This window comes from Flavobacterium sp. M31R6, from assembly GCF_013284035.1.
Lineage (GTDB): Bacteria > Bacteroidota > Bacteroidia > Flavobacteriales > Flavobacteriaceae > Flavobacterium.
This window is the reverse complement of the sequence record NZ_CP054141.1, coordinates 3,190,375-3,215,472: the sequence shown is the minus strand read 5'-3', so window position 1 is coordinate 3,215,472 and position 25,098 is coordinate 3,190,375. Positions and strand designations below refer to the sequence as shown.

Sequence of the window (25,098 nt, the reverse complement as noted above, 5' to 3'; positions counted from 1 at the left end):
AGGATTACATTCCTGGCCAATACAAAATATTGAATTTGTGACCATCTGGATCGGCAAAGCCAAAAGTATAACCTTTTTCATAATCTTGTGGTGCTGCGAAGATTGTTCCACCCGCCGATTTTACTTTTTCAACCCAATTATTTACTTCTTCTTTACTGCTGGCAGAAAGGGAAAATATGACTTCGTTCTCTTTAGGAATACCAACATTGCCGTTTACATCTTTCTTTAATCTTTGTTCAATGAAGAAATTGATAACAAATTTGTTTTGTCCAAAGAAAAAACTAGTTCCTTCATCCATTTTTCCATTTGACTCAAAACCTAATGCTGTATAAAATTGGGTTGTTTTTTCAAGATCACTTGAGGCTAAGTTTGCCCATATAAATTTTGGTTCCATGACTTTTGTTGTTTTAAACAAGATCTAGTTAAAGATATGAAAAACTCTATTCTAAGAATCAAAAGTTGCGTTTTTTTCAGCGGTAATGGATTAGTGTTCGCGAGCAGAACGATAGGATTCTGATGAGTTCTTTTTTAAGGTCTTTGAGAGGCACGAAGCAATCTCTCTTGCTATATTTTATTTAGTAATTTGCAAGATTTACTTTGATAGTGTGATTACTTCGTGCCTCGCAAAGACTTTGATTACTTTTATATATGCTTGCTAAGGGTGTGTGACGAAGTCGGGAGATTTGGCCGAGCGAGGGTAACACAAACACAAATCTTAGCCGCTGTTTTATTCTTTTGTGAATAGGAATTGTTGCCCTCCTTGTTTTAAAGTCATTGTTTTTTCTGTGGGATTAAATTCCATAATAACTCCTGCCAGTTCGAATGAAAACTTGTTTTTATCAGTTGCTACGAGTTCACTGGTAGATTGGCCTGTAGCTTGTGCTATCAAGGTGGTATTGTTTTTAGTGAATGTAATTTTTATAGGGATGTCTTTGCTTGAATAAACTCCTAAGTATTTGTCTAATTCCTCAGTTGTAACCGATATCGTTTTAAATGATGGCAATTCATATGGCTGATTATATACTGCACTTGCTAAAGCAATTGAGATATTGTTATTATTGAAAACCGAGCCATTACTTGTAAGTGCAATTGTTACATTTTGGTCGTCAAAATGAGCAAAAGCTGAAGTAAAATTATCTATTCCTCCAGTATGTCCATAGCCTTTTTTTTCATTAAAGGGGACTTGAAATAACCCCATTCCGAAGTCGTCTTTTAATGTTTTCATTAGTTCAAGATTTTGGCTTGAAACTAATTTACCATTAAATAATGCGTCTGAAAATAGAGTTAAGTCGCTTGGCGTGGAAACGATTGCACCAGCTCCCAAGGGGATTGACATATCGGTTTCGGAATGTTTTGCCCAATTGCCGTTTTGGAGTGAATAGGAAAAACTTTCATTGTCTTTTATACTAGCAGGTTTTCCAAAATAGGTATTCTTTAGATGCAATGGCTGGATAATTTGTTCATTCAATAAAAGGGCGTAATCCTTTTTATAAATCTTTTGCAGTATCCATGTTAAAAGCACAAAATTGGAATTACTATATGAAGCTTTGGAATCAGGTTTAAAATCGCTGCCGCCCTTTATGATAGTGGCTAGTAATTCCTTTTCAGATGTCTTTTTTGTATCCCATTTTGAATACTCTACATCATCCGTAAAATTGTGGATTCCGCTTCGATGGTTGAGCAAATTGCTTATGGTTATTTCATTGGCATTTGGAACTTCGGGGATATATTGATTTAGCTTGTCTGTCAATTTTAGTTTATTAGCTTCGATCGCTTTAAAAACTAAAACAGTAGTAAAGGTTTTTGAAATAGAACCAATTCTGTATTTAGTATTTTCATTAGGTTTTACTTTATTTTCGATATCGGAAAATCCAATTTGCTTTGTATAAATGATTTTTCCATTTTGAGAAATTGCCACACTTCCCATAAACTTGTTATTCGTTTCAAGCACATTGAAATATTGTTCCAATTTGGTTTTGTCAAGGTTTTGAGCGAATCCAGTTTGGAATAAAAGTCCAGTCGCCAATAGTGTAAAAAGGAAATTTTTCATGTTTTTTGTTGTCATTTTTGTTATTTACTTACTTTGTCAAAATAGCCTCCATCTTATTTATTTGTGCGATCAATGCAGCCCATCGTATCTAAGTTAGTTGGTTTTTGAATTATTATTGTAGTAAATATATGTATTTAATTTAAGAAACATAATCTTACTAATCACATCTCAACATCACTTCAACTGAAAAACTAAACTTCTCGCCTAGCCCCGATGGAAGCAAATATCCTTTTGGGCTGGGGTTCAGCCCAAAAGATATTGTGGACAGCGGGAGTGAAGTTGATAGAATGACAAATACTTCTGCTCCTAAATAATTGTAAAGAAACTCGGTTTAAATATTATAATTGAATTAACATCTCAACATAAATACCCTAAGCGGTAATGATTAAATTTGTGCAAACTTATGATGAATATGAAAACCTCAATTCCAATTTCCTTATTAGAGTTAGCGATAATTACGCAGGACAGCGATGCCAGCGAAACGATGCAAAAGACCAAAGAATTGGCGCAACTTGCCGATGGTTTGGGCTATAAACGGTTTTGGTTGGCCGAACACCATAATATGGCTCATGTTGCGAGTACGGCAACGGTTGTTCTGATTGGTTTTATTGCGAGCCAGACGCAGAATATTCGGGTAGGATCGGGTGGAATTATGTTGCCCAATCATTCGCCATTGATTATTGCCGAGCAGTTTGGGACTTTGGGAATTTTGTATCCTGAGCGAATTGACCTTGGTTTGGGAAGGGCTCCCGGAACCGATTCGCTGACGGCACAAGCCATTCGACCTGATTTTATTGCCGAATCGCAACGGTTTCCGCAGAATGTAAAAGCGTTGCAGGACTATTTTTCGGAAGCGAATGCGGAGGCCAAAGTTCGTGCTTTTCCGGCTGAAGGGACAAATGTTCCCATTTGGATTTTGGGTTCGAGTATGGACAGCGCTTCGTTGGCGGCGGCTTATGGATTGCCGTATGCTTTTGCAGGACATTTTGCGCCAAGACAAATGATTCAGGCTTTTGAGTTTTATAGAGAAAATTTTAAGTCTTCGGTCTATTTGGACATGCCAAAAACAATGGCCTGCGTGAATGTAATTGCCGCCGATACGGATAATGAAGCCGAAGTTTTATCGACGAGTTTGTATCAAATGTTTCAGAATTTGGTTCAAAATACTAGAAAACCGTTGCAGCCTCCAGTGGCTTCCCTGTCTGATCTCATGAATAATATGAGCGAAGAAGCTCGTTTTCATGTTAACCAAATGACGGCGGGTTCATTTATAGGCGGCAGGGAAACGTTGACTAAAGAACTGAAAGAATTTATCAACTATTCCCGTGTGGATGAATTGATGATTACGAGTCCGATTTTTGATCATCAGGATAAATTGAAGAGTCTGATGATAGCCAAGGAGGTTATTGATGGTATTAATGAGAATGTGCATTTTTTAGGATAAAAGTCAAAAAAATAAACACGAATTGCACGAATTTACACGAATTCGTTCGTGAAATTATTACACAAACTATAATAACCGCATAGATTCGTGTAAATTTGTGTAATTCGTGTCTATAAATTTGAAATACAATTATTTACTAGGCTGATTTTCTCTTTTCTTCTGTTCCGATAAAATTGCGTTTAAGCGCGGTTTTACCTCGTTTTCTATTTCGACAACTGAAATGTTCAATGCTTTAGGATTTTGAGTCAATTGTAACCAGGGTTTTGGCGCATCAAAATCGTATTTGCCAAAAACAATCACTGGAGTTCCTTTTACAAGCACATTTTCATCATCCTTCAATATCCATTGGTCTGCCCAAGTGTAAAGGTATTTGGCGTCTTTTTCCTGTAGTCGTAAACAGGAATGTGAGGCAGGATAGCCGGGCAATTCATATTTATGCCAACCAACTCCTAATTTGTTGGCAATATTAAAGTTCCAACGTAGATCCCACTCATCATTGAAAGTGCTTGTTGTTTTTTCGGCTTTCCAGTTGGTGTAAAAAAGGCCGGTAGGTGTGGGATCTTTTTTTCGTCCCATATTGGTAGGGCCGGTATAGATCAGGTCGCCGTTTTCGTAAGCGGCAAAAGTTTGCGTAGGATACGAAAAGAAGATAATTTTATTGATGTCTTTCAAATAAGGAACCTCTAGCGGAAATGGAAGATAAAACTCAATATCGCCCGTCAAATCCCCTGGGATGATAATGGAATCCATTTTGGTTATATTGGATTTATCGGTTCGGTTTATCGCAAAAACGATTCGAAATTGTGCACTATCTTTGGTCTTTTCGAGCCATTGTTTGGTATTTTCGAAATGAAACGAAATACTTTTGGGATGTTTTCGAATTATTGTTTTTTTGGATACCACATGATCCTGATTCTGTTGTTTACACGAACAGAAAATGACAAGTAGCAATAATATGAGGACTGACTTTTGCATAACTAATTTCTTTTTGTAAAAATGAAAATTTAAACAAGGGAAATTGTTATATAATAACGGGAATTTGTTGTGTTATTATTAGGTTAATTTTAATTTTTTGAAGCCAATAGTTGTAGTTTTGTATTTTAATTTTAGAAAAGTACATGAAAATATTATATACCTACATCAAAGAACACAAGTCCCTGTTATTTTTAGCTTTATTTTTAGCGGCTATCAACCAATGTTTTTCCCTATGTGACTCCATTATTATTGGTAAATTATTGAATCAATGTGGTGTTGGCGTTGCTGGGTTCCATCACAATTTTGCACTCTTCACCAAAGCCGTTCTGGGTTGGCTGGCACTGTCTTTAGGAGCCGCGATGATGTCAAGAATTGCCAAAAATTTTCAGGATTATTTCACCAATATCATCATTCAGAGAACAGGTGCAAAAATGTATACCGACGGTATTCAAAAAGCGCTTGAATTACCATTTCAGGATTTTGAAGATCAGCGAAGCGGTGAAACACTCGGAAAACTTCAGAAAGTAAAAATAGATTGTGAAAAGTTCATCACTTTATCCATTTCGCTAATTTTTCAAACGCTTATCGGGATTGTTTTTGTGATGGCCTATGCGATTAATATCCATTGGCTGTTGGGGCCTATCTTTTTGGCAACCGTTCCCGTTATTGCTTTTATCAGTTCCTTTTTGGGTACAAGAATCAAAAAAGTGTCCAAGGAAATTCTTGGCGAAACAACCGCTTTGGCAGGTGCTACCACCGAATCGTTGCGCAATATCGAATTGGTAAAAAGTTTGGGTTTGACCGAGCAAGAAGTGAATCGTCTAAACAGTACCACGATAAAAATATTGGGTCTTGAGCTGAAGAAAGTTAGATTTATCCGTTCACTAAGTTTTATACAAGGAACTACGGTTCATTTTATGAGAACTGGATTGGTTTTTGCATTATACATGTTTATTTTTCAAGGAATCATTAAGCCGGGGGATTTGATTACGTTAATGTTTTTCTCTTTCTTTTTGTTTAATCCACTGCAGGAACTTGGAAATGTTATTGCGACTTATAACGAAACAAAAGCCTCGATGGATAATTTTGGTGATTTAATGAATGCCAAAAGTGAAGTAAAACCGTTGCACCCAAAAACTATCGGGTTTATCAATAATTTGAGATTTTCAAATATTTCGTTCAAGCACCAAACTGCCACTTCTTACGCCGTCAAAGATATTTCTTTTGAAGCAAAAGCCGGTGAAACCATTGCTTTTGTCGGCCCTTCGGGAAGCGGAAAAACGACTTTGGTAAAAATGTTGGTTGGATTATATACTACAGACGAAGGCGCTATTTTTTACAATGAAAAAAATGCCAAAGAGATTGACTTAACCGAGTTGCGCCAGCAATTGGGATTTGTGACCCAAGATGCTCAACTGTTTTCGGGCACGATAAAAGACAATTTACTCTTTGTGAAACCCAATGCAACCGATGAAGAGATAAATGATGTTCTACAAAAATCGGCTTGTCAAAATTTATTGTCTCGTGCTGAAAAGGGATTGGATACGACTATCGGTGAAGGCGGAATTAAAGTATCTGGTGGAGAAAAACAGAGATTATCGATTGCAAGGGCATTATTGAGAAATCCAAGATTATTGTTATTTGATGAAGCGACCTCGGCTTTGGATTCCATCACAGAAGAAGAGATTACACAAACCATTCGTAGCATCTCTTCTAAGCAAGACCAGATTACAGTATTGATTGCACACCGTTTGTCAACCATTATGCACGCTGACAGAATCTATGTATTAGAGCAGGGAGCTATTATAGAACAAGGAAAGCATCAAGATTTATTGAATGAAAAAGGCTTGTATTATGCGATGTGGAGGCAACAAATTGGAGAGAGAAAAATAGTGGAAGTATAAGTCGATTGTTAATTTTAGGAGCAGAAACATTTAGCTTTTTAGGCAATACCGTCCCGCTTTCCGTTGCAATCTTTTCTTTTTTAAAGAAAAAAAGAAAAGGATTTCCACTTCTATCGGGGCTAAGAGTCAACATTCTGCGTTTTTGTTATCATCTAAAAAAAAAATAAAAAGGCAAACTAAATTCATCTCAATAGGTATTAAAAAAAATCTGCGAAAATCTACGTGAAAAGTTGCTCGCAGATTTGGCAGATTTGGCAGATTAAAAATAATTAATGCAGATTGTATAAATATTATAGTCCAAGTAAATTGTCTTAATCATTTTATTACATCACCACTTTATGAAAACATCTAATTTAGCATAAGATACTTTCACTATTTTTTCCCAAACACCTTTTTGAATACGTTTACTATTCCTAAAACAATCAATCCTATTATAAGTCCGATGATAAATTCTTTTAAGAAGGAAGGCAATTGAGGCAATATGTGATGCAAGAAATCAATATTGTGTACAAATATACCACCAGCCACCAAAATCAAGGCTATAGTGCCAATTACGGCTAAACTTTTAATGACTTTTGGAAGTGCTTGTACCAATATGTTACCGATAATTTTTAACGGGCTGTTTTCTTTGGCACTCATCCCAATAAGTTTGAAACCCAGTTCATCCATTCTTACAATAATGGCTACGATTCCGTAAACACCAACGGTTGCCAATACTGCAATAAAAGAAACTACAACAATCTGAGACATTAGAGTTTCCTTAATTACGGTTCCCAGCGCAATGATTACAATCTCTACCGATAATATAAAATCAGTTATTATCGCGGATTTTATTTTTTCTTTCTCAAATGCCAGAATTTCGGTTTCGGTGAACTCTTGGATTTTGGTTTCTGTTGTTGAATGTTTATGAGGGAACAGGTATTCGTATATTTTTTCGGCGCCTTCATACGCTAGAAAAAGACCTCCAAGCACTAAGATTATTATAATTGCCAAAGGAAAAAAAGCACTTAGCAGAAAGGCAATAGGTAAAATAATTAATTTATTGATGAAAGAACCTTTTGCAATTGCCCACAATACAGGAAGTTCTCTTGAGGAAACAAAACCGGAAGCTTTTTCGGCATTAACGGCCAAATCATCGCCCAAAATACCAGCTGTCTTTTTGGCTGCAATTTTACTCATTACTGCAACATCATCCATAAGTGCTGCGATATCATCTAATAGTGCAAAAAAACCTGATGCCATTATAATTTGTTTTTAAGGAGTGTATTGATTTTGGTTTCGATATAAAATTCAATCAAGACATTTGATTTACTTTCTGCGAAATTAATGCTTTTTTGGTTGAATTTATTTATGAAATCTATGTTTTGAAATACTAAATTTCTCGTTTAGCCCCGATGGAAGCAAGTATCCTTTTATCTCGTCCTCAAACGAGATGAAAGATACTGCGGACAGCGGGAGTGAAGCTGTTATGAAAAACTATCGTTCTGCTCCTAAAAAAAACACCGGCATTTCTACCGATGATTTGATTACTTATTGAAAATAACATTCTCTTGTTCCAGCACTCGAATAAAGGTGGTTCTTTTGGTCAATTCTTTCAATTTGGAAGCGCCTACGTACGTGCAAGTGCTTCTTAATCCGCCAAGAATGTCTTTTAAGGTATCGATGACATCCCCTTTGAACGGAACCTGAACCGTTTTTCCTTCGCTTGCTCTGTATTCGGCGACACCGCCAACGTGTTTGTTCATGGCCGTCTCCGAACTCATTCCGTAGAATTTTTTAAATTTTTCACCGGCAATTTCAACCATTTCGCCACCGCTTTCGTTATGTCCTGCAAGCATACCACCGAGCATTACGAAATCTGCACCGGCACCAAATGCTTTGGCTACATCGCCTGGAGTGGCACATCCGCCATCGCTTATAATATGACCTCCTAAACCATGAGCCGCATCCGCACATTCGATAATGGCAGAAAGTTGGGGATAACCCACACCTGTTTTTACCCTTGTGGTGCAAACCGATCCTGGACCTATTCCCACTTTTACGATATCGGCACCGGCTAGTAATAATTCTTCGACCATTTCGCCGGTAACTACATTGCCGGCAATAATTACTTTGTCTGGATATTTTTCGCGTGCTTTTTTCAGGAAACTCACAAAATGTTCGGAATAGCCGTTAGCAACATCAATGCAAATGAATTTTAATTGGGGGCTTTGTTCAAATATTTCACCTATTTTCTTGAAATCATTTTTTCCGGTTCCTGAGCTCACTGCGATATAATCCTGAATATTTTCGGGTGCATTTCTCATGAATTCATCCCATTGCTCAAGAGAATAATGCTTATGGATTGCTGTGAAAAGGTTTTCTTTGGCCAATGCCAATGCCATTTCAAAAGTTCCCACCGTATCCATATTGGCTCCCATGATGGGAACTCCTGACCAAGCGATGGAACTATGTAAAAACTTGTATTCCCTCTCTAGAGAAACCTGTGATCGACTCTTTAAAGTAGAGCGTTTGGGTCTGATCATTACATCTTTAAATCCTAATTTAAGTTCGGTTTCTATTCTCATGATTTTAAAATATGGTTACCTAACAAATGTATCGATTTAATGAAAAAGCAGATACAAATATGAGTTAAATATTTAAAGGTTTTTATTGATAAATATTACTTTTTGATAATTAATTTGAAGTCTAATTTTAATTCTTAATTTTACAAAGGCAGATTTTAAAATAGTGATAACTTAAAGACTTATAGGTGATTATGAAATTAAAAAATATATACCGATTTGTTTTATTCATAACTGTTGTGGTCGCAACTTTTGTTTCCTGTAGTAATGATGATAGTAAAAATACGGTCGACGACGTCAGCGATACTATAAAAGACGGAACATGGAAGGTTAGTTATTTTTACGATTCCGGAAAGGATGAAACTTTGAATTATGCGGGTTATAATTTTGTTTTTGGAAGTAATGACGTATTGACTTCAACCAAAGAAACAAATTCCTATATAGGTATGTGGTCGGTAGCCAAAAGTACCAGTGATAATGATCTTTTCAGCACGATTTTTAAAATTTCAATGAGTCCCGTAGATATCTTTCAAGATTTAAATGGGGATTGGAAGGTAATGGAGAATACAGGTACTTCTGTGAAACTAAAGGATGACAGCAAGGGTGAAACCGCTATTGATTATTTGACTTTTGAAAAAATAGTACAATAAAAAAGCAGTTTATTTTTTCTTTAGAATTAGTCCTGCAATTAAAGAAATTACAATGCCAATTGGGAAAATTTCCATATAAGTAAGCAAGATTACCATTAAAGGGCTTTTATACCATTCCTTCATTTGGTATATTTCGGTAGTTTTGGCTGCAAGATCTTCGGGTTTGGCGTTTTTTAAGACCATTTCACCATATCTATCCATAAAATCAGGAAAAAAGTTGTAATAAATAACCAGCCAGACCAAAACGTAAATGGTTGCAATGACAAATGAAATTCCCAATCCTGTCAGGAAGGCGTTGCCGAAAGTGATTTTACCATTATTGATTTCGCGTTGTTGATTGATACCCAATATCAGGAAGGTAAAAGCTAAAAGCATACTGATAAAACTTATAATTGAATTGGGCTCCTCTCCCGGATTGGCTTTCATATAAAATACCATCGAAGCCATAACAATTGCAGCAATTATTCCTCCTAAAATTCCGTTTCTTAAGATGTTATTGACCATAATTATAGTTTTTTGGATTGAATATCAAAGATATAGAAAAAAATCTTTGTCAATTTTTGTATTCAAATACCAATTCCTGGTCAAAGTTTGATGTGAGTTGCGTTTTAGGGAGGCACGAATTACATCAATATAGTAACGCCTTCGGGTTGCAAAACTTTAATTAAATCCAATGGATGGTTTAATACATATTTTGCTCCATTTGCAATCAGTTCTTCTTCTGGTCGATATCCCCATGAAACCCCCACCGCAAACATATTGGCATTGGTAGCTGTTTGCATATCAATTCCAGAATCTCCCACGAAAATTATTTCTTCATCTTTTAGTCCTAGAGTTTTGCTTATTGCTATGGCTTCAGATGGATTAGGCTTTTTTAGTGATTCAACACTCAAACCCACTATAGGGGCAAAATAGTTTGGGAATAAAGCAGTCGTGATTTTCTTGGTAAGCTCATCCGATTTATTGGAGAATACGCTTAGTTTGATATTATGTGAAATTAAGTGATCCAATAATTGGACAATCCCATCGTAAGGTTTTGTTTTACGAGTACAATTATCGCTATATTCTTCAATCATCAATTGGTAACAATGATCGATATGCTTTTCATCATTATGTGTTTCGGGCAATGATTTGCTTACCAAATTTCGAAGGCCGCTCCCAATAAAATATTGGTACGCATCATAATTATGAGTAGGGTAGTTGAGACCTTGAAGGACACTATTCATAGCATCTGCAATGTCTTCAAGTGAATTAACCAGTGTTCCGTCTAAATCAAAAATAACTCCTTTGAATTTCATTCTTTATTTTTTAATTCAATCGAAAGGATGTGCTTTTCGATTGTTGTTTTGGTATTGTGTCAAAGGTAGGAATATTGTTTTTTAAACATTTAGAATTTTATGAATTATAGTTATCTAACATCAAAAGGGTTTTGATTGTGTACTTTAATTGATTCCTCAGCGGGTTCTGCAAAATCGGTAGACTTGCGAGAGCTAGTGGTAGCCCATTTGAAATACTCCCCCAAAAAAACTATAAAGCCAACGACCAAATCATATTGCAATGCAAAAAAATCAATAACCAAATCATAAAGAGTCGCAAAAAAATCAATTAAGAAGTGTAATGTTGATTTCATAGTAGTATAGTTGTTTTATATCTTTTGTTTTTAAATTCTTTGAGAGACAAACCGTTACTGCTTTTAAGCTTGGATTTGGTTCTCAAAATCTGTCATAAAATTAGTTAAACTTTATTAATATATCGATAAAATACATTTATTTTATTTAAAAGTAAGAAATAACATTGTTTTAATGAATAATGAAATCAGAAGGATATCTACTAAAAAACGGCACTTCCATAATGTAGTATTGGAATCGCAGAGCTGTCTTTTCGATAAAATAAAATCTAAATTATTGTCTATACAATAATTTGTTTAGCTTTTATTTTTATGAAAAAAATGATTCAAAAGATTGCTTCCAATGTTTTTGATGCTATCTGAATGCTTCGCCGCCACATTGGTCACAGCAAATTGGAGCATGGTTCCTAATACCTTTTTGACAGGACTTTGTGGATTGTCTCCAAAAATTTTTTTGGAAAGAAATCCAGCACCTAAGCCAAGCGTGTTTCCAACCAAATCATTTTTTATCTCGGGTGAAGTGGTTACTTCGTGAAATAGGCTTTTGATCAGATTGACAGGTTTTAAACTTTCATAGGTAAGATCAAATTGGTTTCTCAATAAAGCCAATTCAGTATCGTGTTTTTTCTCCTGTAGAAGAATCAATTCATTTAATGAATCTGTTTCGTTTCTCATTTTCATAGCATTTTTTCTTTTAGCAATTGTTTAATAATAGAATTGCTAACGGGATATTTTAACCATTGTTTGCGAAATAGATGAAGAAGAATTGCCATAAAAACATAAAAAGCACCTACTATAAAAAATCCGTAAGAGGTATCACCAAGCAGTTTTCCTAACCATATTGATACGCCCATGCTAATAATTAAAACTGAGAATACAACGGTCATAACCACTGCAAGTCGAGCAACAAGAGATGAGGCTACATCGGCGGATTTGTCTATGGCATTTAGCTTAATCAACTTTAGAGTTGTTTTACTGTAATCTTCTGCCCGCTCAAAAAGCATTGCTATAGGGCTTGTATCCTCAGTCATAATATATTTATTTTGGATTAATATTTTGAAGCGCTGTGATTGGTATCAAATTTTGCTTCATCAAATTCTGCTTTAGCATCCTCTGTTAGGCCTTGAGCAAATTCTTTTGCGTTTTGAAGTTTATCTGTGATGGAATCAGAAAACTCGTTAAGTTTTGATTTCAAATCGTCAGCATAATCATTTCCTTTATCCAAGATTTGTTTTCGGGTTACCGAACCTTTTTCGGGAGCAAATAGAATTCCTAAAATTCCGCCTATGGCAAGACCCGCTACTGTTCCTAATATTACTTTACCTGTACTCATAACTGTTTTGTTTTAGATTGTTTATATTTTTATATTGAATAGAATTTAAATTTTTAACTGCACTGCCCCAAAAGCACCCAGATAATTATAAAAACTAAAATTGTGCCGAAGCATCCACCTCCTAGTTTTTTTGCTCCATAACCTGCTAGCAGGCCTCTGAATATATTGTTCATAATGTTTAGTTTTTAAATTATTTTCAACCTTGTAAAGGTCAGAGTATTGGTTAAAGATTGTATTATAATACTTTTTAGAAAAGTTGTATTATTTACGGGTTATTCATTAGATAAACTAAAAAAGCAACTCCATCAAGAGTTGCTTTTTTGTTTTGTAAATACTAGGCTTCTGTTAACGACCCAGAGGCATAGAATTAATGGTGTATTTGAATTATTCATTCTCATCATCATCCTCAAAATTAAAAAAATCATCAGGATTAAAAGGAATGTCTTCATCGGGGTCTTTATCGTGTGCATTTACTCCTGGTGGGTTGAACAATCCCCAATCGTCTTTAATATAATTCCACACATCAAAACCAGCTACCCAATCAATAAATAACAATCGGAATTCATCGATTTCTTTTCTCAACAAAAGGATATAGTCTTTGTCCGAGATATCCTCTTCAAAACGTAAACTACCAGCTTGGACATATAACTCCCTAGCTGCTTTTCGAATTATGGTGGCATTTTCCATTTTTATATCATACAACTCGACTGCTTGGGCTCCTGCAATTTTAGCGGGTATTATCATTGCATTTTCCAACATAAATCGAACTCTTGTTTCTTGTAGAAATTCATTGTCAGCAGGGACAATTTCTACTAATCCTTGTGTGATTTTAAAAATTTGTTCTGCTTTTTGATATAAAGGGAATTTCTGTAATTCATCTCGTTTTGACATACGTTTTATTTTAAGTTCAAATTGGAATGGGAATGGATTGCAAATTCGCGTTATTGGTGTTGTTGAGGGTGTGCGACGAAGTCGGGAGACGCCGTTGAGCGGGTTAAATAACTAACAATTTTTGTTTATAAGTAATGGTGTAATTTAAGTTATTAAACTTGATTATCAGTAAATTTGATATTATTAATTTAAAATAAAGTATGTGATGAAGCATATTACCCGCAAAGTTGTACTTAGTTGTACTACCGAAAAAAAACTGTTTGTGTTTACTATGACACAAGTGAATAAAGATTCACAAAATGAAATTTCCTCAAAAAAATCAAATCAATTTAATATCCCGATAAACTCTCCAAATTATTCTAGTTTTTGGACTAGAAGCAAAAAAGTTTATTTGCAAATAATTATAGATGTTGTTATCGGCGTTATAATTTTATTTATCCAAAAAAAATATTTCTAAAAAATTAGATGCCTTGTCTAGCCCCGATGGAAGCAAATATCCTTTTGGGATGGGGTTCAGCCCAAAAGATATTGCGTACAGCGGGAGTGAAGTTGATGAAAAAGCTAATTCCTCTGCTCCTAAAACAAAAAAAACACCAGCTTTTCGACTGGTGTTGTTGATGACCTTTGCCAAAGTTCAAAATTTTGGCAAACGTTTTAGTAAGCTATATTAGTGTACCAACTCGGTTTGATTTCTAAAAACGAGTTCGTTGTCGAAGGCATCGAGTAGGATGATGCTCTCGGGATGTACTTTTCCGGCGAGGATTTCTTTGGAGAGTTGGTTGAGGACTTCTCTTTGAATTACTCGTTTTACGGGTCTGGCACCAAATTGCGGGTCATAACCTTTCAGAGACAGATACGCGATAGCTTCGGGAGTGGCGTCCATCGTGATGCCTTGTTGGGCAAGCATATCGGTAACGTTTTTCAACTGCAAGCCAACGATTTTGGTAATGTTTTTGGCGGTAAGCGGCGTGAACATTACGATTTCGTCGATACGGTTGATGAACTCGGGGCGTACAGTTTGTTTCAATAATCCGAGTACTTCAACTTTAGCGATTTCGGTGGCGGCTTCGATACTTCCTTTTAGATTCTCGAATTTTTCTTGAATAATCTGGCTTCCCATGTTGGAAGTCATAATGATAATGGTGTTTTTGAAATCGGCCAAACGTCCTTTGTTGTCGGTCAGACGGCCTTCGTCGAGTACCTGCAACAAGATGTTGAAGGTGTCCGGGTGGGCTTTCTCGATTTCGTCCAGCAGAATCACAGAATACGGTTTACGACGCACGGCTTCGGTCAATTGTCCACCCTCGTCATAGCCCACGTATCCCGGAGGCGCACCTACCAATCGGCTCACGCTGTGGCGTTCTTGGTATTCGCTCATGTCGATTCGGGTCATGGCGTTTTCGTCATCGAAAAGATATTCAGCCAGAGCTTTAGCAAGTTCGGTTTTCCCAACTCCAGTTGTTCCGAGGAAAAGGAAAGTTCCCACCGGTTTTTTCATATCCTGTAAGCCGGCACGGCTACGACGCACGGCGTCACTCACGGCTTGTATGGCTTCTTCTTGTCCTACCACACGTTTGTGCAGTTCTTCTTCTAGATGCAACAGTTTTTCGCGTTCGCCCTGCAACATTTTCATTACGGGAATTCCGGTCCATTTGGCCACTACTTCGGCAATGTCTTCGCGGGTTACTTCTTCCTTAATCAATGAAGTTCCCGATTGGTTTTCGGCCAATTGTTTTTGGAAAACAGCCAATCGATCTTGGACTTCCTTGATTTTTCCGTAACGGATTTCGGCTACTTTTCCGTAGTCGCCCTCACGTTCGGCGCGTTCGGCTTCGAATTTGAAATTTTCGATTTCGGTTTTTACTTCCTGAATATTATCGGCAACTTCTTTCTCGGATTTCCATTTGGCATAAATCTCATTTCGATCTTCTTTGAGATTGGCCAAATCCATTCCCAATATTTTGAGTTTGCTTTCGTCTTTTTCGCGTTTTATGGCTTCAATTTCGATTTCCAACTGCATTATTTTTCGATCCAAAACGTCCAGTTCTTCTGGTTTGGAGTTGATTTCCATACGCAGTTTGGAAGCCGCTTCGTCCATTAAGTCGATGGCTTTGTCCGGAAGGAAACGATTGGTGATGTAGCGTTGCGAAAGTGTTACGGCAGCAATGATAGCGTCGTCCTTGATTTGTACTTTATGATGTGTTTCGTATTTTTCCTTGATACCTCTAAGGATTGAGATGGCACTTTCTGTATCGGGTTCTTCGATGATGATTTTTTGAAAACGACGTTCGAGTGCTTTGTCTTTTTCGAAATATTTTTGGTATTCGTCTAGAGTCGTTGCACCGATGGCTCTTAATTCTCCACGAGCCAAAGCTGGTTTCAGAATGTTGGCGGCATCCATTGCGCCATCGCCACCACCTGCACCCACAAGCGTGTGAATTTCGTCAATAAATAATACGATGTCTCCTTCGGCAGCAATCACTTCTTTAACCACCGATTTTAAACGTTCTTCGAATTCCCCTTTGTATTTGGCACCCGCAATCAAGGCTCCCATATCGAGAGAGAATACGATTTTGTCTTTCAGGTTGTCGGGTACGTCGCCATCCACAATTCTATGCGCGAGACCTTCGGCAATGGCAGTTTTACCCACACCTGGTTCTCCCACCAACATTGGGTTGTTTTTGGTTCTTCGGGTAAGAATTTGCAGTACGCGTCGGATTTCTTCGTCACGCCCAATCACAGGATCCAGTTTCCCGGTTCTTGCTAGTTCGTTGAGGTTTTTGGCGTATTTGTTCAAAGAATTGTAATTTTCTTCGGCTGAGGCTGAGGTTACTCTTTCGCCTTTACGCAATTCTTCGATAGCGGCTTTTAGTCCTTTTCCGGTTACGCCTTGGTCTTTTAGGATTTGGGCTGCTTTGCTTTTGGAATCAAAAATGGCTAGAATCAAATGCTCGATGGAAACGTATTCGTCGTTCATTTTTTTGGCAATGATTTCGGCTTCGTTCAGGGTTGTATTGGCGGTTCTGGAAAGCTGAATTTCGCCTCCGGAAACTTTTGGAAAACTCTGAATGGTACTGTCTAAAATTTGAATAAATAAAGGCACATTGACGTTCAGTTTTTTCAAAATAAACGGAGCCACATTCTCATCAACTTCAAAAATAGATTTGAAAATGTGTTCGTTTTCTATTTGTTGTTGACCCAAACTCTGAACCAGTTGCTGGGAAAGCTGTATGGCTTCCTGCGATTTAATGGTAAATTTATTAATGTTCATGATTAAAGGTTTTATGTTTTATATGTTTGTTTTACTTGTAATTAGCTATAAGTTTTAATTATGGTTAATCAGTTATAACCAATTGTTGATTACTGAATTTCACTATTTAATAACTAACTTTGCAAAATAATCATCAAATGGTATTCCACTATAAATTTACGGACAATTTGACGTTTCCGTGATGATTTTTATCATATTAAAAAGACAAAAAGACATAAAATAAGACAAAATGAGCATATTCAATTCCCTATTCGGTAGTTCAGAAGAAAAGAAAGTAACAGGAAGTAAAATCAATTGGATTCCGCTAACTAACTTAGACCAATTGAATGAGATTGTAGTTTTATCGAATGAAAAACCAATAGCGATTTTCAAACACAGCACACGTTGTAGCATCAGTAGATTCGCCCTTAAGCAATTTGAAAATGAATATGCTTTAGAAGATAAGGTAGATGCTTACTTTTTGGATTTAATCGAATACCGTGATGTTTCCAATGAAATCGCAAACCGTTTTCAGGTAGTGCACCAATCGCCACAATTATTGTTGATCAAAAATGGTCAATCGGTTTATGATGCTTCGCATAGTGATATTGATGCGGGAGATTTGGTGGAGAGATTGTAAAATAATACCGCAGATTCGCAGATTTTTTTTAAAGTTTAAATCTGCGAATCAGCGGTAAGATTTTTATGTTTTAATGGTCTTGTTTTTAAAACTCCCCTCCAGAGCCACCACCGCTAAATCCACCGCCGCCAAACTTCATTGGTGATTCATCGACTTTAGCCTCGGGTTTAAGTCCAAATTGTGAAGCGACCACAAGAGTTTGCAGATTGGCAAAAGAATTTGGATTGGCAAATCGGTCTTCTTTGAACGTGATTCCGGTTTCGTTGTACTTCGTTTTTTTTATTGAAAAATAAGTAAAAGCAAATACAACCAGCCCTCCGATGGTTAAAGCCACTTCAGGAGGTAAAACGTGATGATACATTCTGATGGTAAAAAGGGCAAAACAAAGTGCAAGAAAACCAATCCAAAGCATCATTCGGTCTTTGTTTTTTAGAGAGAAAAACAAATAGAGGGCAGGAACTGAAATCGTAAAGGCCCAAAAGAATATGGCAAAAGGAATTTCTGGACTCACACCATTATAATAATACTCGCCGGAAAGACTGAAATTTAATTCTCTTACCACATAATAATTTCCAGCCAGATAGAATAGTATTAAACTGAAGGCTTTGGCTAGTTTCAGGCCATTAGCATAATAGGGTGCAGTTAGATTTTGCAGTTTATTTTTGGAAATAAAATAAGAACCGCCGGAAAAAAGTAATATTACAAAAGGTAATATGGATTTTCCGATTTCTAAATACTCAAATGTTATATATGCCAGACTTGCCGTTATTCCCAAACAGGCTAGCAGGGCCAAAGAGAGATTGAGATATCGTAAATAAGCAATAGTCGAAACGATTGCCATTACAATGATTACAGCCAAATAGTTTGTATTGTAATTTTCTTCAAAGCTGAGTCCAACTGCTGTCAATAGTGTTGCAATAGCTCCCAAAATAAAGGCATCGTCCAGACCAAAACCAAAATACTTCATTTCTCTCGACATGAACTCCTTGGCTCCAAAACCAATTATGGCAAAGACATAGATGAAAAATAAATAGGCGTCATCCATAATTGCCAATCCAAATAGTGATAACATTCCGCAAATCGAGGAATACAACATACAACCCAGAATGAAGAAACCAATTCGTATAAAGATATTCTTCTGACTTTTCAGTCTCGGTAATTGGTAGCCAATCGATTGGTATTGCTCCAAACTAATGAAACCCGATTTTTTTAATCGATTGGCTTCTTCATCTATATAAACGTTGTCTAAAAGTGTTTTATCATATACTATCATCGGTAGTGTTTTTGTTGAAGTGTTTAATCAATTTTATAAATCCAATTATGGAGCCAATAAAATAAAAAGGCGTTGTGAAAATGAATAATGAGAATAAGTCTTCCAGATGGATTGAGTCTAAAAGTCTTACCATTAATATGTTCATTCCAATATATCCATATAAAACCGTGAAAATAAACAGAGAAATAGACCTTATTTGGAAACTTAAATTATAAAAATAGTAGGCTGCGATTCCCAATACTACCCCAAAAGCCAGCCAGTAATCCTGAAATAAATTGACGATGCAGGCGATGCTAACCAGATGAAGTGAAAAAGTTAGATAGACCAAATTGAAGTGTTTTTTTAAATTGATTTTCGTCGCATACAAAACCCAAAGTAATAAGGTCAATCCAAAAGCTAATCCAATATAGCTCAAGTAGGTATTGTCGATCATCTCGTTTTTAAAAACATGCTTTGGATCGACCGAAAGTCCTAAATAAGCAGCCATTCCTGTAATTCCTATAGACAAAACGCTTTTATTGTCGAAATAATAGGCACAAAAAAGACTGATGAATGTCGGCACCAAAGTAGCCAATCCGTAATGAGTTCCAAAAGTTTGATATTGAAACTGCAAATATCCCACAAACGAACAGCTCAATATAACCGCCGTAAGCACCAAATAATCATAAAGCGGATTGGGGAATAGAGCTTCTTCTTTTTTAAAGCCCACGTGATTTTTAAAACAAAAATAAAAACAAGTCAATGTCACCAAAAGCAGCAATCCAAGAATTGCGGTATGTCCGATGGTGTCTATGTTTTGGTAAATCAAAATACCAATTCCCGACGTAAACATCAACATCGAAAGGTATAACAAGAACTTCAATTCGTTATGAACCGAAAATAAATTCAATCCTCGATACGCCTGAATGGCTTCGAATTGTTCTTCTGTAATATGATTTTTGTCAAAAAGCGTTTGAGTAGCTTGTTCTTCGAAATTCGCCATGCTATTTATTTAAGATATCTCTCAAATATATAGAATTTTTATTACTAATTAATGAGTGCGTTGGAGTAATTTTAAGCTTTAAAGAAGATGAGAGGGATTATGATTTATTTTGAGTTGTCTCCAACTTTAACAGTATGAAACTAAAAAGCATAAAAAAACCAATTTTTCTGTTTAGAAAAATTGGTTTCAAGAATTGAATTAGTAAGCAATTTTATTTCTGAATTTTAATATCAACTACAACTCTAGGATCATAACCTACTCTGTGAACAGATTTTATGTAGATAGCTCCTTTTTTGCCAGCAGCATTTTTGAATAATACTACATTTGGAGTTTTATCATCTGGGAATGAATCGTCGTCGTCGTTATCTATTTTGATAGTATCAAAATCGGTACTTTTTTCTATTTTGTTGAATTGTTGAATTGTCAATAGGTCTTTTTGAGCATTTATAAATAGACTAAGTGAGGCACCTTTAATTCCATAATTAGCATTATTAGGACTCATGAAATAATTTAAACTATAATTTGCGCTATAAAAAGCAATGTCAATTTTGGGTAAAGTAGCGGCATCAATTTTATTAGTTTTAAATGATTTTCCTAACTCTGTTGAGAAATATAGCCCAGCATCATATCCTTCTGACTGGTCTAAAGAAAAAGTGACATCGGTGAAGGTTTTTAAAGTAGAGGTATTAGCAACAGTATCGGTTTTTGTTGAATCGTCATTTGAACAACTGTTGAAAAGCATAGAGCTAAAAAATACTAATAGGGCAATCTTTTTGGTCAATTTCATTGGGGTAGTTTTTTTAAATTTTATGTGAAAATAAATAATATTATGCATGCATACTATTATTTTAAGGTTAAAAAATTGAATCATTTAAGTTATTTTTGTTAATATGATAGCTTAGAGTAGATTATAAAAAAAAATCCATAAAGTACTTTATGGATTTTTTGATTGATTTGATTTTTGAATTAATATGAGCTCTTCATTTTAGCCTTTATCTCCTCCAAACAAAGGTTATTGATACTTCCTTCATGTGTGTGTTTAGTTTCTTTTGGAGATTGGTAGGTTCCGTTTTCCAATTGCTCAGCAACGGCTTTGTAGGCGTCTCTAAATGGCATTCCTGCTACCACCATTTCGTTTAAAGTATCAACGGTAAAAAGGTAATCGTATTTTTTATCTGCAAGAATATTGTCTTTTACCTTTATGTCTTTGATAGAGAAAATGGCAATATCCAAACAAGCTTTTAAGTTTTGAATGGCAGGGAACAAGCCTTCTTTCAATAATTGAAAATCCCTGTGGTAACCACTTGGAAGATTATTGGTAATCAAAGTGATTTCATATGGCAAAGCTTGAATTTTGTTGCATTTACCGCGAATCAATTCGAAAACATCGGGGTTTTTCTTGTGTGGCATAATGCTGGAACCGGTGGTAAGATGCGATGGCAAACCGATAAAATCAAAATTTTGGCTCATGTATAAACACACATCCATTGAGAATTTTGCCAAAGTTGCGGCAACACTGCTCATGGCAAAAGCAACCGTTTTTTCCGATTTTCCACGGCTCATTTGTGCGGCAACCGAATTGTATTTTAAAGTTTCAAAACCTAATTCTTTGGTAGTGAAAGTTCTGTTGATTGGAAATGAACTTCCGTAACCCGCAGCAGAACCTAATGGATTTTGATCGACAATTTTTAAAGCTGCATTTAGCATTGTTATATCATCAATCAAGGTTTCGGCATAGGCGGAAAACCACATCCCGAAAGAAGAAGGCATCGCAATTTGAAGGTGTGTGTAACCTGGCAACAATACATTTTGGTGTTTCTCTGCCGATTCCATCATTAAATCAAAAAGCGTTTTTACTTGCTCTTTCAATTCTTTGACTACATCTTTAAGGTATAAATTTACATCGACCAAAACCTGATCGTTACGGGAACGTGCGGTGTGGATTTTTTTTCCGGCATCACCCAATTTTACTGTCAGTAAATATTCGATTTTGGAATGTACGTCTTCAAAGCTGTCTTCGATTTCGAAATTTCCGTTTGCTATGTCTTTTATAATTTCGTTTAAAGCGACTACCAAGGATTCGGTTTCGTCATTGGTCAACAGCCCGATTTGTCCCAACATTTTGGCGTGCGCAATCGATCCTAAAGCATCGTATTTGGCCAAAACCAAATCAAGTTCCCTGTCATTTCCTACTGTAAAATGTTCGATTTGTTTATCGGTCGGTATTCCTTTTTCCCAAAGTTTCATAAGATATGTTTTTTTGTTTCCCAGAGTTTCGCAAAGGAAGCTCAAAAATTCACAAAGTTTTTATTATTCCAAAAAATTTCTTGATTCTTGACAGCCCTAGCCCCGATAGTAGCGAAAATCCTTGTGGGCCGGGGTTCGGCACACAAGATTGCAGCGGATAGCGGGATTAGCTCCTAAAAATTATTTTAGTTCTTTAAAAAGTCTCCCAGTATTTTGATGTACAATTGGATTCCTTCTTCAATTTCGTTTACAAATATAAATTCGTCTGCCGAGTGTGATCGCAGTGATTCTCCTGGCCCCAATTTCAAGGATTGACAATTCAAAACCGACTGATCCGAAAGGGTAGGCGAGCCATAGGTCGTTCTTCCCAATGCGATTCCAGCTTGCACCAAACCGTGTGAAACTGGAATGGACGAGGCGTTTAAGTGCATCGAACGCGGTGTTATTTGAGCAGTTAGATTCTTGTTGACAGTTTCTAAAATTTCGACATTGCTGTAACAGTCATTCACGCGAATATCGACTACCAAATGACATTCGGCAGGAACTACGTTGTGTTGTTTTCCTGCATTGATTTGGGTTACGGTCATTTTTACAGGCCCTAAAACCTCGGATATTTTCTCGAATTGATAGGTTTTGAACCAATCAATTACAGGCATTGCATTGTAAATAGGGTTGTCAGGGTTATTGTGAGCCGCATGACTGGCAGTTCCTTTGACAACTACATCGAGTACCAATAAACCTTTTTCGGCGACAGCCAATTGCATTAATGTAGGTTCACCAACGATGGCGCAATCCAATTCGGGTAAATGTTTTAAAACACTGTTCAATCCTTTTTTGCCACTGCTTTCTTCCTCGGCTGAAGCTACGATTACAATATTGTGGGACAGGTTTTCTTTGGCATAAAAATAAACAAAAGTCGCCATAAGGGAAACCAAACAACCTCCTGCATCATTACTGCCCAATCCGTACAATTTACCGTCTTTTTCGATGGCTTTGAACGGGTCGTTGGTGTAACCTTGATTCGGTTTTACAGTATCGTGATGGGAGTTGAGCAATAATGTTGGTTTGGATTTGTCAAAATGTTGATTGAAAGCCCAGATATTATTGTTTTCCCGCTCGAATGGAATGCTATTTTGTGTAAACCAATTCTCGATTAAAAGCGCAGTTTGTTCTTCTTCACTCGAAAAGGAAGGAGTTTCAATCAGCGATTTTAATAACGCAATGGCTTCTTGTGTTAGGGTTTCTATGTTTTTCATATATTTTTCTGAAACCTAAGTCGTTTTTAAAACCGGTTAGGTTTGTTAGTGTTTTTTATAATTCAATGCTGGTATGTGTAACTTCAGCATTTTGTAACATTCTATGGTGTCCAATTTTTATTTTTTGAACCCCTTTGGACAAACTATTGAAACAGTTGTCTAACTTAGGAATCATCCCGGAATGTATCGCTTTTTCGGCTTTTAATTTGGTGTATAATTCGTGGTTGATTTGTTCGATTACAGAACTGTCATCATCAGCATCGTACAAAACTCCCGGTTTTTCGAAACAATACGTCAAGGTTACTTCAAAAACTTCGGACAATGCAATGGCCAATTCACTGGCAATGGTATCGGCGTTGGTATTCAATAATTGCCCTTTTCCGTCGTGAGTGATGGCGCAAAAAACAGGTGTTATTCCGCTCTTTAATAACGTTTTCAATAAAGGAGTATTCACTTTTTGAACGTCGCCCACAAAACCATAATCAATTGTGGGGTGGTTTCTTTTTGTAGACAAAATCAAATTACCGTCTGCACCCGAAAATCCTACAGCATTGGTATTGTTGGCCTGTAATTGAGCAACTACATTTTTATTGATTTCACCGGCATAAATCATCACTACCACATCGAGCATCGGGGCATCGGTAATACGTCGTCCATCAATCATTTGAGGAACTAATCCGATACTTTTCGCCATTTTGGTTGCCGATTTTCCGCCACCGTGAACGAGTACTTTATAGCCTTCAATTTTGGAAAAATCAGTCAGGAACTGTTTTAATTCGGCTTGATTGTCGATGATGTTGCCACCAATTTTTATGATTGATAAAGGAGTCATATTGATTTATGATTGTTGATTAAAGATTTTAGATTTGTGTTTACTAAAATGTCTATTATCTATTCGCCTATGTTCTATTTTCTTTTCTCTAAACTTTCCAAAATCTTCTGCAAAACCAATTGAGCGGAATAGGTTCTGTTATTCGCCTGTTGAATTACAATCGAATTTTCGCTGTCAATTACTTCATCCGTTACAATTACGTTACGTCTTACGGGCAAACAGTGCATGAATTTGGCATTATTAGTCAATTTCATTTTATCGGCAGTGATGGTCCAATTCGGGTCGGAATTAGTTATTTTACCGTATTCTTTATAGTTGCTCCAGTTTTTGGCATAGATAAAATCGGCATTTTCAAAAGCTTTGTCCTGATCGTATTCGATTTTAGAATCTTTTGTAATTTCAGGGTTCAATTCATAGCCTTCCGGGTGTGTAATCACAAAATCCATTTCGGTTTGCAATTGCATCATTTCTACAAATGAATTAGGTACGGCCTGAGGCAATGCTCTGGGGTGTGGTGCCCACGAAAGAACCACTTTTGGTCTGTGTTTGGTTTTGTTTTCCTCCATTGTGATGGCATCAGCAAGGGATTGTAACGGATGTCCTGTGGCACTTTCCATATTTAGAATTGGGACCGTGGCGTATTTCAAGAAACCATTCATTACCGTTTCGGCATTGTCTTTTTCTTTGTCAACCAAACCTGCAAAAGCTCTGATGGCAATAATGTCGCAGTATTGCGAAACTACTTCTGCCGCTTCTTTGATGTGTTCCGAAGCACCTTGGTTCATAATGGTTCCATCTTCGAATTCGAGTGTCCAACCCTCACTGCCAAAGTTCATTACCATTACGTTCATGCCCAAGTTCAAAGCTGCTTTTTGTGTACTCAAACGTGTTCTCAAACTCGAATTAAAAAACAACATTACTAAGGTTTTGTGTTTTCCTAGTTTCTTATTCTTAAGTGGATTTTTTTTGATTTTTATAGCTTCTTTCACCCATTTTTGGAGTGAATCTATTTCTTTTATTGAGGTGTAGTTCATGGTTTTTTTGTTTAGTATAGATACATATGATTTGACACGGATAAGGTGCGGATTTTTTCTTTAAATAATTTGTTTCTAAAAATTAACCGCAAGGTTCGCAAGGTTTATGGCAAGGTTCGCAAAGCTTTGTGTGCTTTGCGCTTCCT

The 25,098-nt window shown here is 36.4% G+C and carries 26 protein-coding genes; 6 read left to right on the top strand and 20 right to left on the bottom strand.

From position 1 onward, the window contains the following. Nucleotides 1–4: 4 nt before the first annotated feature. Nucleotides 5–394: a VOC family protein gene (locus HQN62_RS13140; protein WP_173504702.1), complete on the bottom strand. Its 390-nt coding sequence runs from the start codon at nucleotides 392–394 to the stop codon at nucleotides 5–7. 333 nt (nucleotides 395–727) lie between these two features. Continuing rightward, nucleotides 728–2,050, bottom strand: a complete 1,323-nt coding sequence (locus tag HQN62_RS13135) for a serine hydrolase domain-containing protein (RefSeq protein WP_173504701.1) — start codon at nucleotides 2,048–2,050, stop codon at nucleotides 728–730. Between the two features lie 412 nt (nucleotides 2,051–2,462). Here HQN62_RS13135 and HQN62_RS13130 point away from each other — a divergent pair, with 412 nt between their 5' ends. Then, nucleotides 2,463–3,494 carry an LLM class flavin-dependent oxidoreductase gene (locus HQN62_RS13130; RefSeq protein WP_173504700.1) on the top strand — a complete coding sequence of 344 codons (1,032 nt, stop codon included), beginning with the start codon at nucleotides 2,463–2,465 and terminating at the stop codon, nucleotides 3,492–3,494. A gap of 129 nt (nucleotides 3,495–3,623) precedes the next feature. Here HQN62_RS13130 and HQN62_RS13125 read toward each other — a convergent pair whose 3' ends face one another. Beyond that, nucleotides 3,624–4,469, bottom strand: coding sequence for a L,D-transpeptidase (locus tag HQN62_RS13125; protein ID WP_173504699.1), 846 nt, complete (start codon nucleotides 4,467–4,469; stop codon nucleotides 3,624–3,626). A gap of 143 nt (nucleotides 4,470–4,612) precedes the next feature. Between HQN62_RS13125 and HQN62_RS13120 the strand changes: the two genes are divergently transcribed. Then, nucleotides 4,613–6,373 (top strand): ABC transporter ATP-binding protein, encoded by a 1,761-nt coding sequence (locus tag HQN62_RS13120; protein ID WP_173504698.1) that lies wholly within the window; start codon nucleotides 4,613–4,615, stop codon nucleotides 6,371–6,373. 372 nt (nucleotides 6,374–6,745) lie between these two features. On the opposite strand, the gene HQN62_RS13115 is transcribed toward HQN62_RS13120, so the two are convergent. Both HQN62_RS13115 and HQN62_RS13110 read right to left on the bottom strand, forming a co-directional pair. Beyond that, on the bottom strand, nucleotides 6,746–7,615 hold the full coding sequence (locus HQN62_RS13115) for a DUF808 domain-containing protein (protein WP_173504697.1): 870 nt from the start codon (nucleotides 7,613–7,615) through the stop codon (nucleotides 6,746–6,748). Nucleotides 7,616–7,899: 284 nt separating this feature from the next. Further along, on the bottom strand, nucleotides 7,900–8,940 hold the full coding sequence (locus tag HQN62_RS13110; RefSeq protein WP_173504696.1) for a GMP reductase: 1,041 nt from the start codon (nucleotides 8,938–8,940) through the stop codon (nucleotides 7,900–7,902). 191 nt (nucleotides 8,941–9,131) lie between these two features. On the opposite strand from HQN62_RS13110, the gene HQN62_RS13105 reads away from it, so the two are divergent. Further along, a complete protein-coding gene (locus tag HQN62_RS13105) occupies nucleotides 9,132–9,587 on the top strand; it encodes a hypothetical protein (RefSeq protein WP_173504695.1) in 456 nt (151 codons plus the stop codon). 9 nt (nucleotides 9,588–9,596) lie between these two features. Here HQN62_RS13105 and HQN62_RS13100 read toward each other — a convergent pair whose 3' ends face one another. From HQN62_RS13100 to HQN62_RS13070, 7 genes are all read right to left on the bottom strand, one after another. Beyond that, nucleotides 9,597–10,091 (bottom strand): DUF4199 domain-containing protein, encoded by a 495-nt coding sequence (locus HQN62_RS13100; RefSeq protein ID WP_173504694.1) that lies wholly within the window; start codon nucleotides 10,089–10,091, stop codon nucleotides 9,597–9,599. A gap of 119 nt (nucleotides 10,092–10,210) precedes the next feature. Further along, nucleotides 10,211–10,885 carry an HAD family hydrolase gene (locus tag HQN62_RS13095; RefSeq protein WP_173504693.1) on the bottom strand — a complete coding sequence of 225 codons (675 nt, stop codon included), beginning with the start codon at nucleotides 10,883–10,885 and terminating at the stop codon, nucleotides 10,211–10,213. 110 nt (nucleotides 10,886–10,995) lie between these two features. Then, on the bottom strand, nucleotides 10,996–11,217 hold the full coding sequence (locus HQN62_RS13090; protein WP_116797893.1) for a hypothetical protein: 222 nt from the start codon (nucleotides 11,215–11,217) through the stop codon (nucleotides 10,996–10,998). A gap of 294 nt (nucleotides 11,218–11,511) precedes the next feature. After that, entirely contained in the window at nucleotides 11,512–11,889 is a 378-nt protein-coding gene (locus HQN62_RS13085; RefSeq protein WP_173504692.1) for a hypothetical protein, read from the bottom strand. 2 nt (nucleotides 11,890–11,891) lie between these two features. Next, a complete protein-coding gene (locus HQN62_RS13080) occupies nucleotides 11,892–12,245 on the bottom strand; it encodes a hypothetical protein (protein ID WP_116797895.1) in 354 nt (117 codons plus the stop codon). A gap of 17 nt (nucleotides 12,246–12,262) precedes the next feature. Next, entirely contained in the window at nucleotides 12,263–12,547 is a 285-nt protein-coding gene (locus HQN62_RS13075; protein ID WP_116797896.1) for a YtxH domain-containing protein, read from the bottom strand. A 384-nt stretch (nucleotides 12,548–12,931) separates the two neighbouring features. Continuing rightward, nucleotides 12,932–13,438 (bottom strand): hypothetical protein, encoded by a 507-nt coding sequence (locus tag HQN62_RS13070; protein WP_173504691.1) that lies wholly within the window; start codon nucleotides 13,436–13,438, stop codon nucleotides 12,932–12,934. A 205-nt stretch (nucleotides 13,439–13,643) separates the two neighbouring features. Between HQN62_RS13070 and HQN62_RS13065 the strand changes: the two genes are divergently transcribed. After that, nucleotides 13,644–13,895 carry a hypothetical protein gene (locus HQN62_RS13065; RefSeq protein ID WP_173504690.1) on the top strand — a complete coding sequence of 84 codons (252 nt, stop codon included), beginning with the start codon at nucleotides 13,644–13,646 and terminating at the stop codon, nucleotides 13,893–13,895. Nucleotides 13,896–13,908: 13 nt separating this feature from the next. Continuing rightward, complete coding sequence (locus HQN62_RS13060; protein ID WP_173504689.1) at nucleotides 13,909–14,109, top strand: hypothetical protein; 201 nt, start codon at nucleotides 13,909–13,911, stop codon at nucleotides 14,107–14,109. Here HQN62_RS13060 and clpB read toward each other — a convergent pair. Further along, nucleotides 14,106–16,709 carry an ATP-dependent chaperone ClpB gene (gene clpB, locus HQN62_RS13055; RefSeq protein ID WP_173504688.1) on the bottom strand — a complete coding sequence of 868 codons (2,604 nt, stop codon included), beginning with the start codon at nucleotides 16,707–16,709 and terminating at the stop codon, nucleotides 14,106–14,108. The two genes, HQN62_RS13060 and clpB, sit on opposite strands and share 4 nt — an antisense overlap. A 229-nt stretch (nucleotides 16,710–16,938) precedes the next feature. Here clpB and ytxJ point away from each other — a divergent pair, with 229 nt between their 5' ends. Then, on the top strand, nucleotides 16,939–17,328 hold the full coding sequence (gene ytxJ, locus HQN62_RS13050; RefSeq protein ID WP_173504687.1) for a bacillithiol system redox-active protein YtxJ: 390 nt from the start codon (nucleotides 16,939–16,941) through the stop codon (nucleotides 17,326–17,328). A gap of 85 nt (nucleotides 17,329–17,413) precedes the next feature. Here ytxJ and HQN62_RS13045 read toward each other — a convergent pair whose 3' ends face one another. The 7 genes from HQN62_RS13045 to HQN62_RS13015 all read right to left on the bottom strand — a co-directional run bounded on the left by HQN62_RS13045 (nucleotide 17,414) and on the right by HQN62_RS13015 (nucleotide 24,952). Then, nucleotides 17,414–18,601, bottom strand: coding sequence for a hypothetical protein (locus HQN62_RS13045; protein ID WP_173504686.1), 1,188 nt, complete (start codon nucleotides 18,599–18,601; stop codon nucleotides 17,414–17,416). After that, nucleotides 18,588–19,583: a DUF2157 domain-containing protein gene (locus HQN62_RS13040; protein WP_173504685.1), complete on the bottom strand. Its 996-nt coding sequence runs from the start codon at nucleotides 19,581–19,583 to the stop codon at nucleotides 18,588–18,590. Before HQN62_RS13040 ends, HQN62_RS13045 begins: the two co-directional genes overlap by 14 nt. A 211-nt stretch (nucleotides 19,584–19,794) precedes the next feature. Further along, on the bottom strand, nucleotides 19,795–20,370 hold the full coding sequence (locus HQN62_RS13035; RefSeq protein ID WP_173504684.1) for a hypothetical protein: 576 nt from the start codon (nucleotides 20,368–20,370) through the stop codon (nucleotides 19,795–19,797). 179 nt (nucleotides 20,371–20,549) lie between these two features. Next, the gene (argH, locus tag HQN62_RS13030) at nucleotides 20,550–21,830 is read right to left on the bottom strand and encodes an argininosuccinate lyase (RefSeq protein ID WP_173504683.1); all 1,281 of its coding nucleotides are present in this window, start codon (nucleotides 21,828–21,830) and stop codon (nucleotides 20,550–20,552) included. Nucleotides 21,831–22,015: 185 nt separating this feature from the next. Next, entirely contained in the window at nucleotides 22,016–23,086 is a 1,071-nt protein-coding gene (locus HQN62_RS13025) for a M20 family metallo-hydrolase (RefSeq protein ID WP_173504682.1), read from the bottom strand. A gap of 55 nt (nucleotides 23,087–23,141) precedes the next feature. Continuing rightward, nucleotides 23,142–23,918, bottom strand: coding sequence for an acetylglutamate kinase (gene argB / locus HQN62_RS13020; protein WP_173504681.1), 777 nt, complete (start codon nucleotides 23,916–23,918; stop codon nucleotides 23,142–23,144). 74 nt (nucleotides 23,919–23,992) lie between these two features. Next, on the bottom strand, nucleotides 23,993–24,952 hold the full coding sequence (locus tag HQN62_RS13015) for an N-acetylornithine carbamoyltransferase (RefSeq protein ID WP_116797910.1): 960 nt from the start codon (nucleotides 24,950–24,952) through the stop codon (nucleotides 23,993–23,995). Nucleotides 24,953–25,098: the final 146 nt, after the last annotated feature.

Coding starts and splice junctions, on each gene's coding strand:
- HQN62_RS13140 (WP_173504702.1), bottom strand. CDS start 394: ATGGAACCAAAATTTATATGGGCAAACTTAGCCTCAAGTGATCTTGAA.
- HQN62_RS13135 (WP_173504701.1), bottom strand. CDS start 2,050: ATGAAAAATTTCCTTTTTACACTATTGGCGACTGGACTTTTATTCCAA.
- HQN62_RS13130 (WP_173504700.1), top strand. CDS start 2,463: ATGAAAACCTCAATTCCAATTTCCTTATTAGAGTTAGCGATAATTACG.
- HQN62_RS13125 (WP_173504699.1), bottom strand. CDS start 4,469: ATGCAAAAGTCAGTCCTCATATTATTGCTACTTGTCATTTTCTGTTCG.
- HQN62_RS13120 (WP_173504698.1), top strand. CDS start 4,613: ATGAAAATATTATATACCTACATCAAAGAACACAAGTCCCTGTTATTT.
- HQN62_RS13115 (WP_173504697.1), bottom strand. CDS start 7,615: ATGGCATCAGGTTTTTTTGCACTATTAGATGATATCGCAGCACTTATG.
- HQN62_RS13110 (WP_173504696.1), bottom strand. CDS start 8,940: ATGAGAATAGAAACCGAACTTAAATTAGGATTTAAAGATGTAATGATC.
- HQN62_RS13105 (WP_173504695.1), top strand. CDS start 9,132: ATGAAATTAAAAAATATATACCGATTTGTTTTATTCATAACTGTTGTG.
- HQN62_RS13100 (WP_173504694.1), bottom strand. CDS start 10,091: ATGGTCAATAACATCTTAAGAAACGGAATTTTAGGAGGAATAATTGCT.
- HQN62_RS13095 (WP_173504693.1), bottom strand. CDS start 10,885: ATGAAATTCAAAGGAGTTATTTTTGATTTAGACGGAACACTGGTTAAT.
- HQN62_RS13090 (WP_116797893.1), bottom strand. CDS start 11,217: ATGAAATCAACATTACACTTCTTAATTGATTTTTTTGCGACTCTTTAT.
- HQN62_RS13085 (WP_173504692.1), bottom strand. CDS start 11,889: ATGAGAAACGAAACAGATTCATTAAATGAATTGATTCTTCTACAGGAG.
- HQN62_RS13080 (WP_116797895.1), bottom strand. CDS start 12,245: ATGACTGAGGATACAAGCCCTATAGCAATGCTTTTTGAGCGGGCAGAA.
- HQN62_RS13075 (WP_116797896.1), bottom strand. CDS start 12,547: ATGAGTACAGGTAAAGTAATATTAGGAACAGTAGCGGGTCTTGCCATA.
- HQN62_RS13070 (WP_173504691.1), bottom strand. CDS start 13,438: ATGTCAAAACGAGATGAATTACAGAAATTCCCTTTATATCAAAAAGCA.
- HQN62_RS13065 (WP_173504690.1), top strand. CDS start 13,644: ATGAAGCATATTACCCGCAAAGTTGTACTTAGTTGTACTACCGAAAAA.
- clpB (WP_173504688.1), bottom strand. CDS start 16,709: ATGAACATTAATAAATTTACCATTAAATCGCAGGAAGCCATACAGCTT.
- ytxJ (WP_173504687.1), top strand. CDS start 16,939: ATGAGCATATTCAATTCCCTATTCGGTAGTTCAGAAGAAAAGAAAGTA.
- HQN62_RS13045 (WP_173504686.1), bottom strand. CDS start 18,601: ATGATAGTATATGATAAAACACTTTTAGACAACGTTTATATAGATGAA.
- HQN62_RS13040 (WP_173504685.1), bottom strand. CDS start 19,583: ATGGCGAATTTCGAAGAACAAGCTACTCAAACGCTTTTTGACAAAAAT.
- HQN62_RS13035 (WP_173504684.1), bottom strand. CDS start 20,370: ATGAAATTGACCAAAAAGATTGCCCTATTAGTATTTTTTAGCTCTATG.
- argH (WP_173504683.1), bottom strand. CDS start 21,830: ATGAAACTTTGGGAAAAAGGAATACCGACCGATAAACAAATCGAACAT.
- HQN62_RS13025 (WP_173504682.1), bottom strand. CDS start 23,086: ATGAAAAACATAGAAACCCTAACACAAGAAGCCATTGCGTTATTAAAA.
- argB (WP_173504681.1), bottom strand. CDS start 23,918: ATGACTCCTTTATCAATCATAAAAATTGGTGGCAACATCATCGACAAT.
- HQN62_RS13015 (WP_116797910.1), bottom strand. CDS start 24,952: ATGAACTACACCTCAATAAAAGAAATAGATTCACTCCAAAAATGGGTG.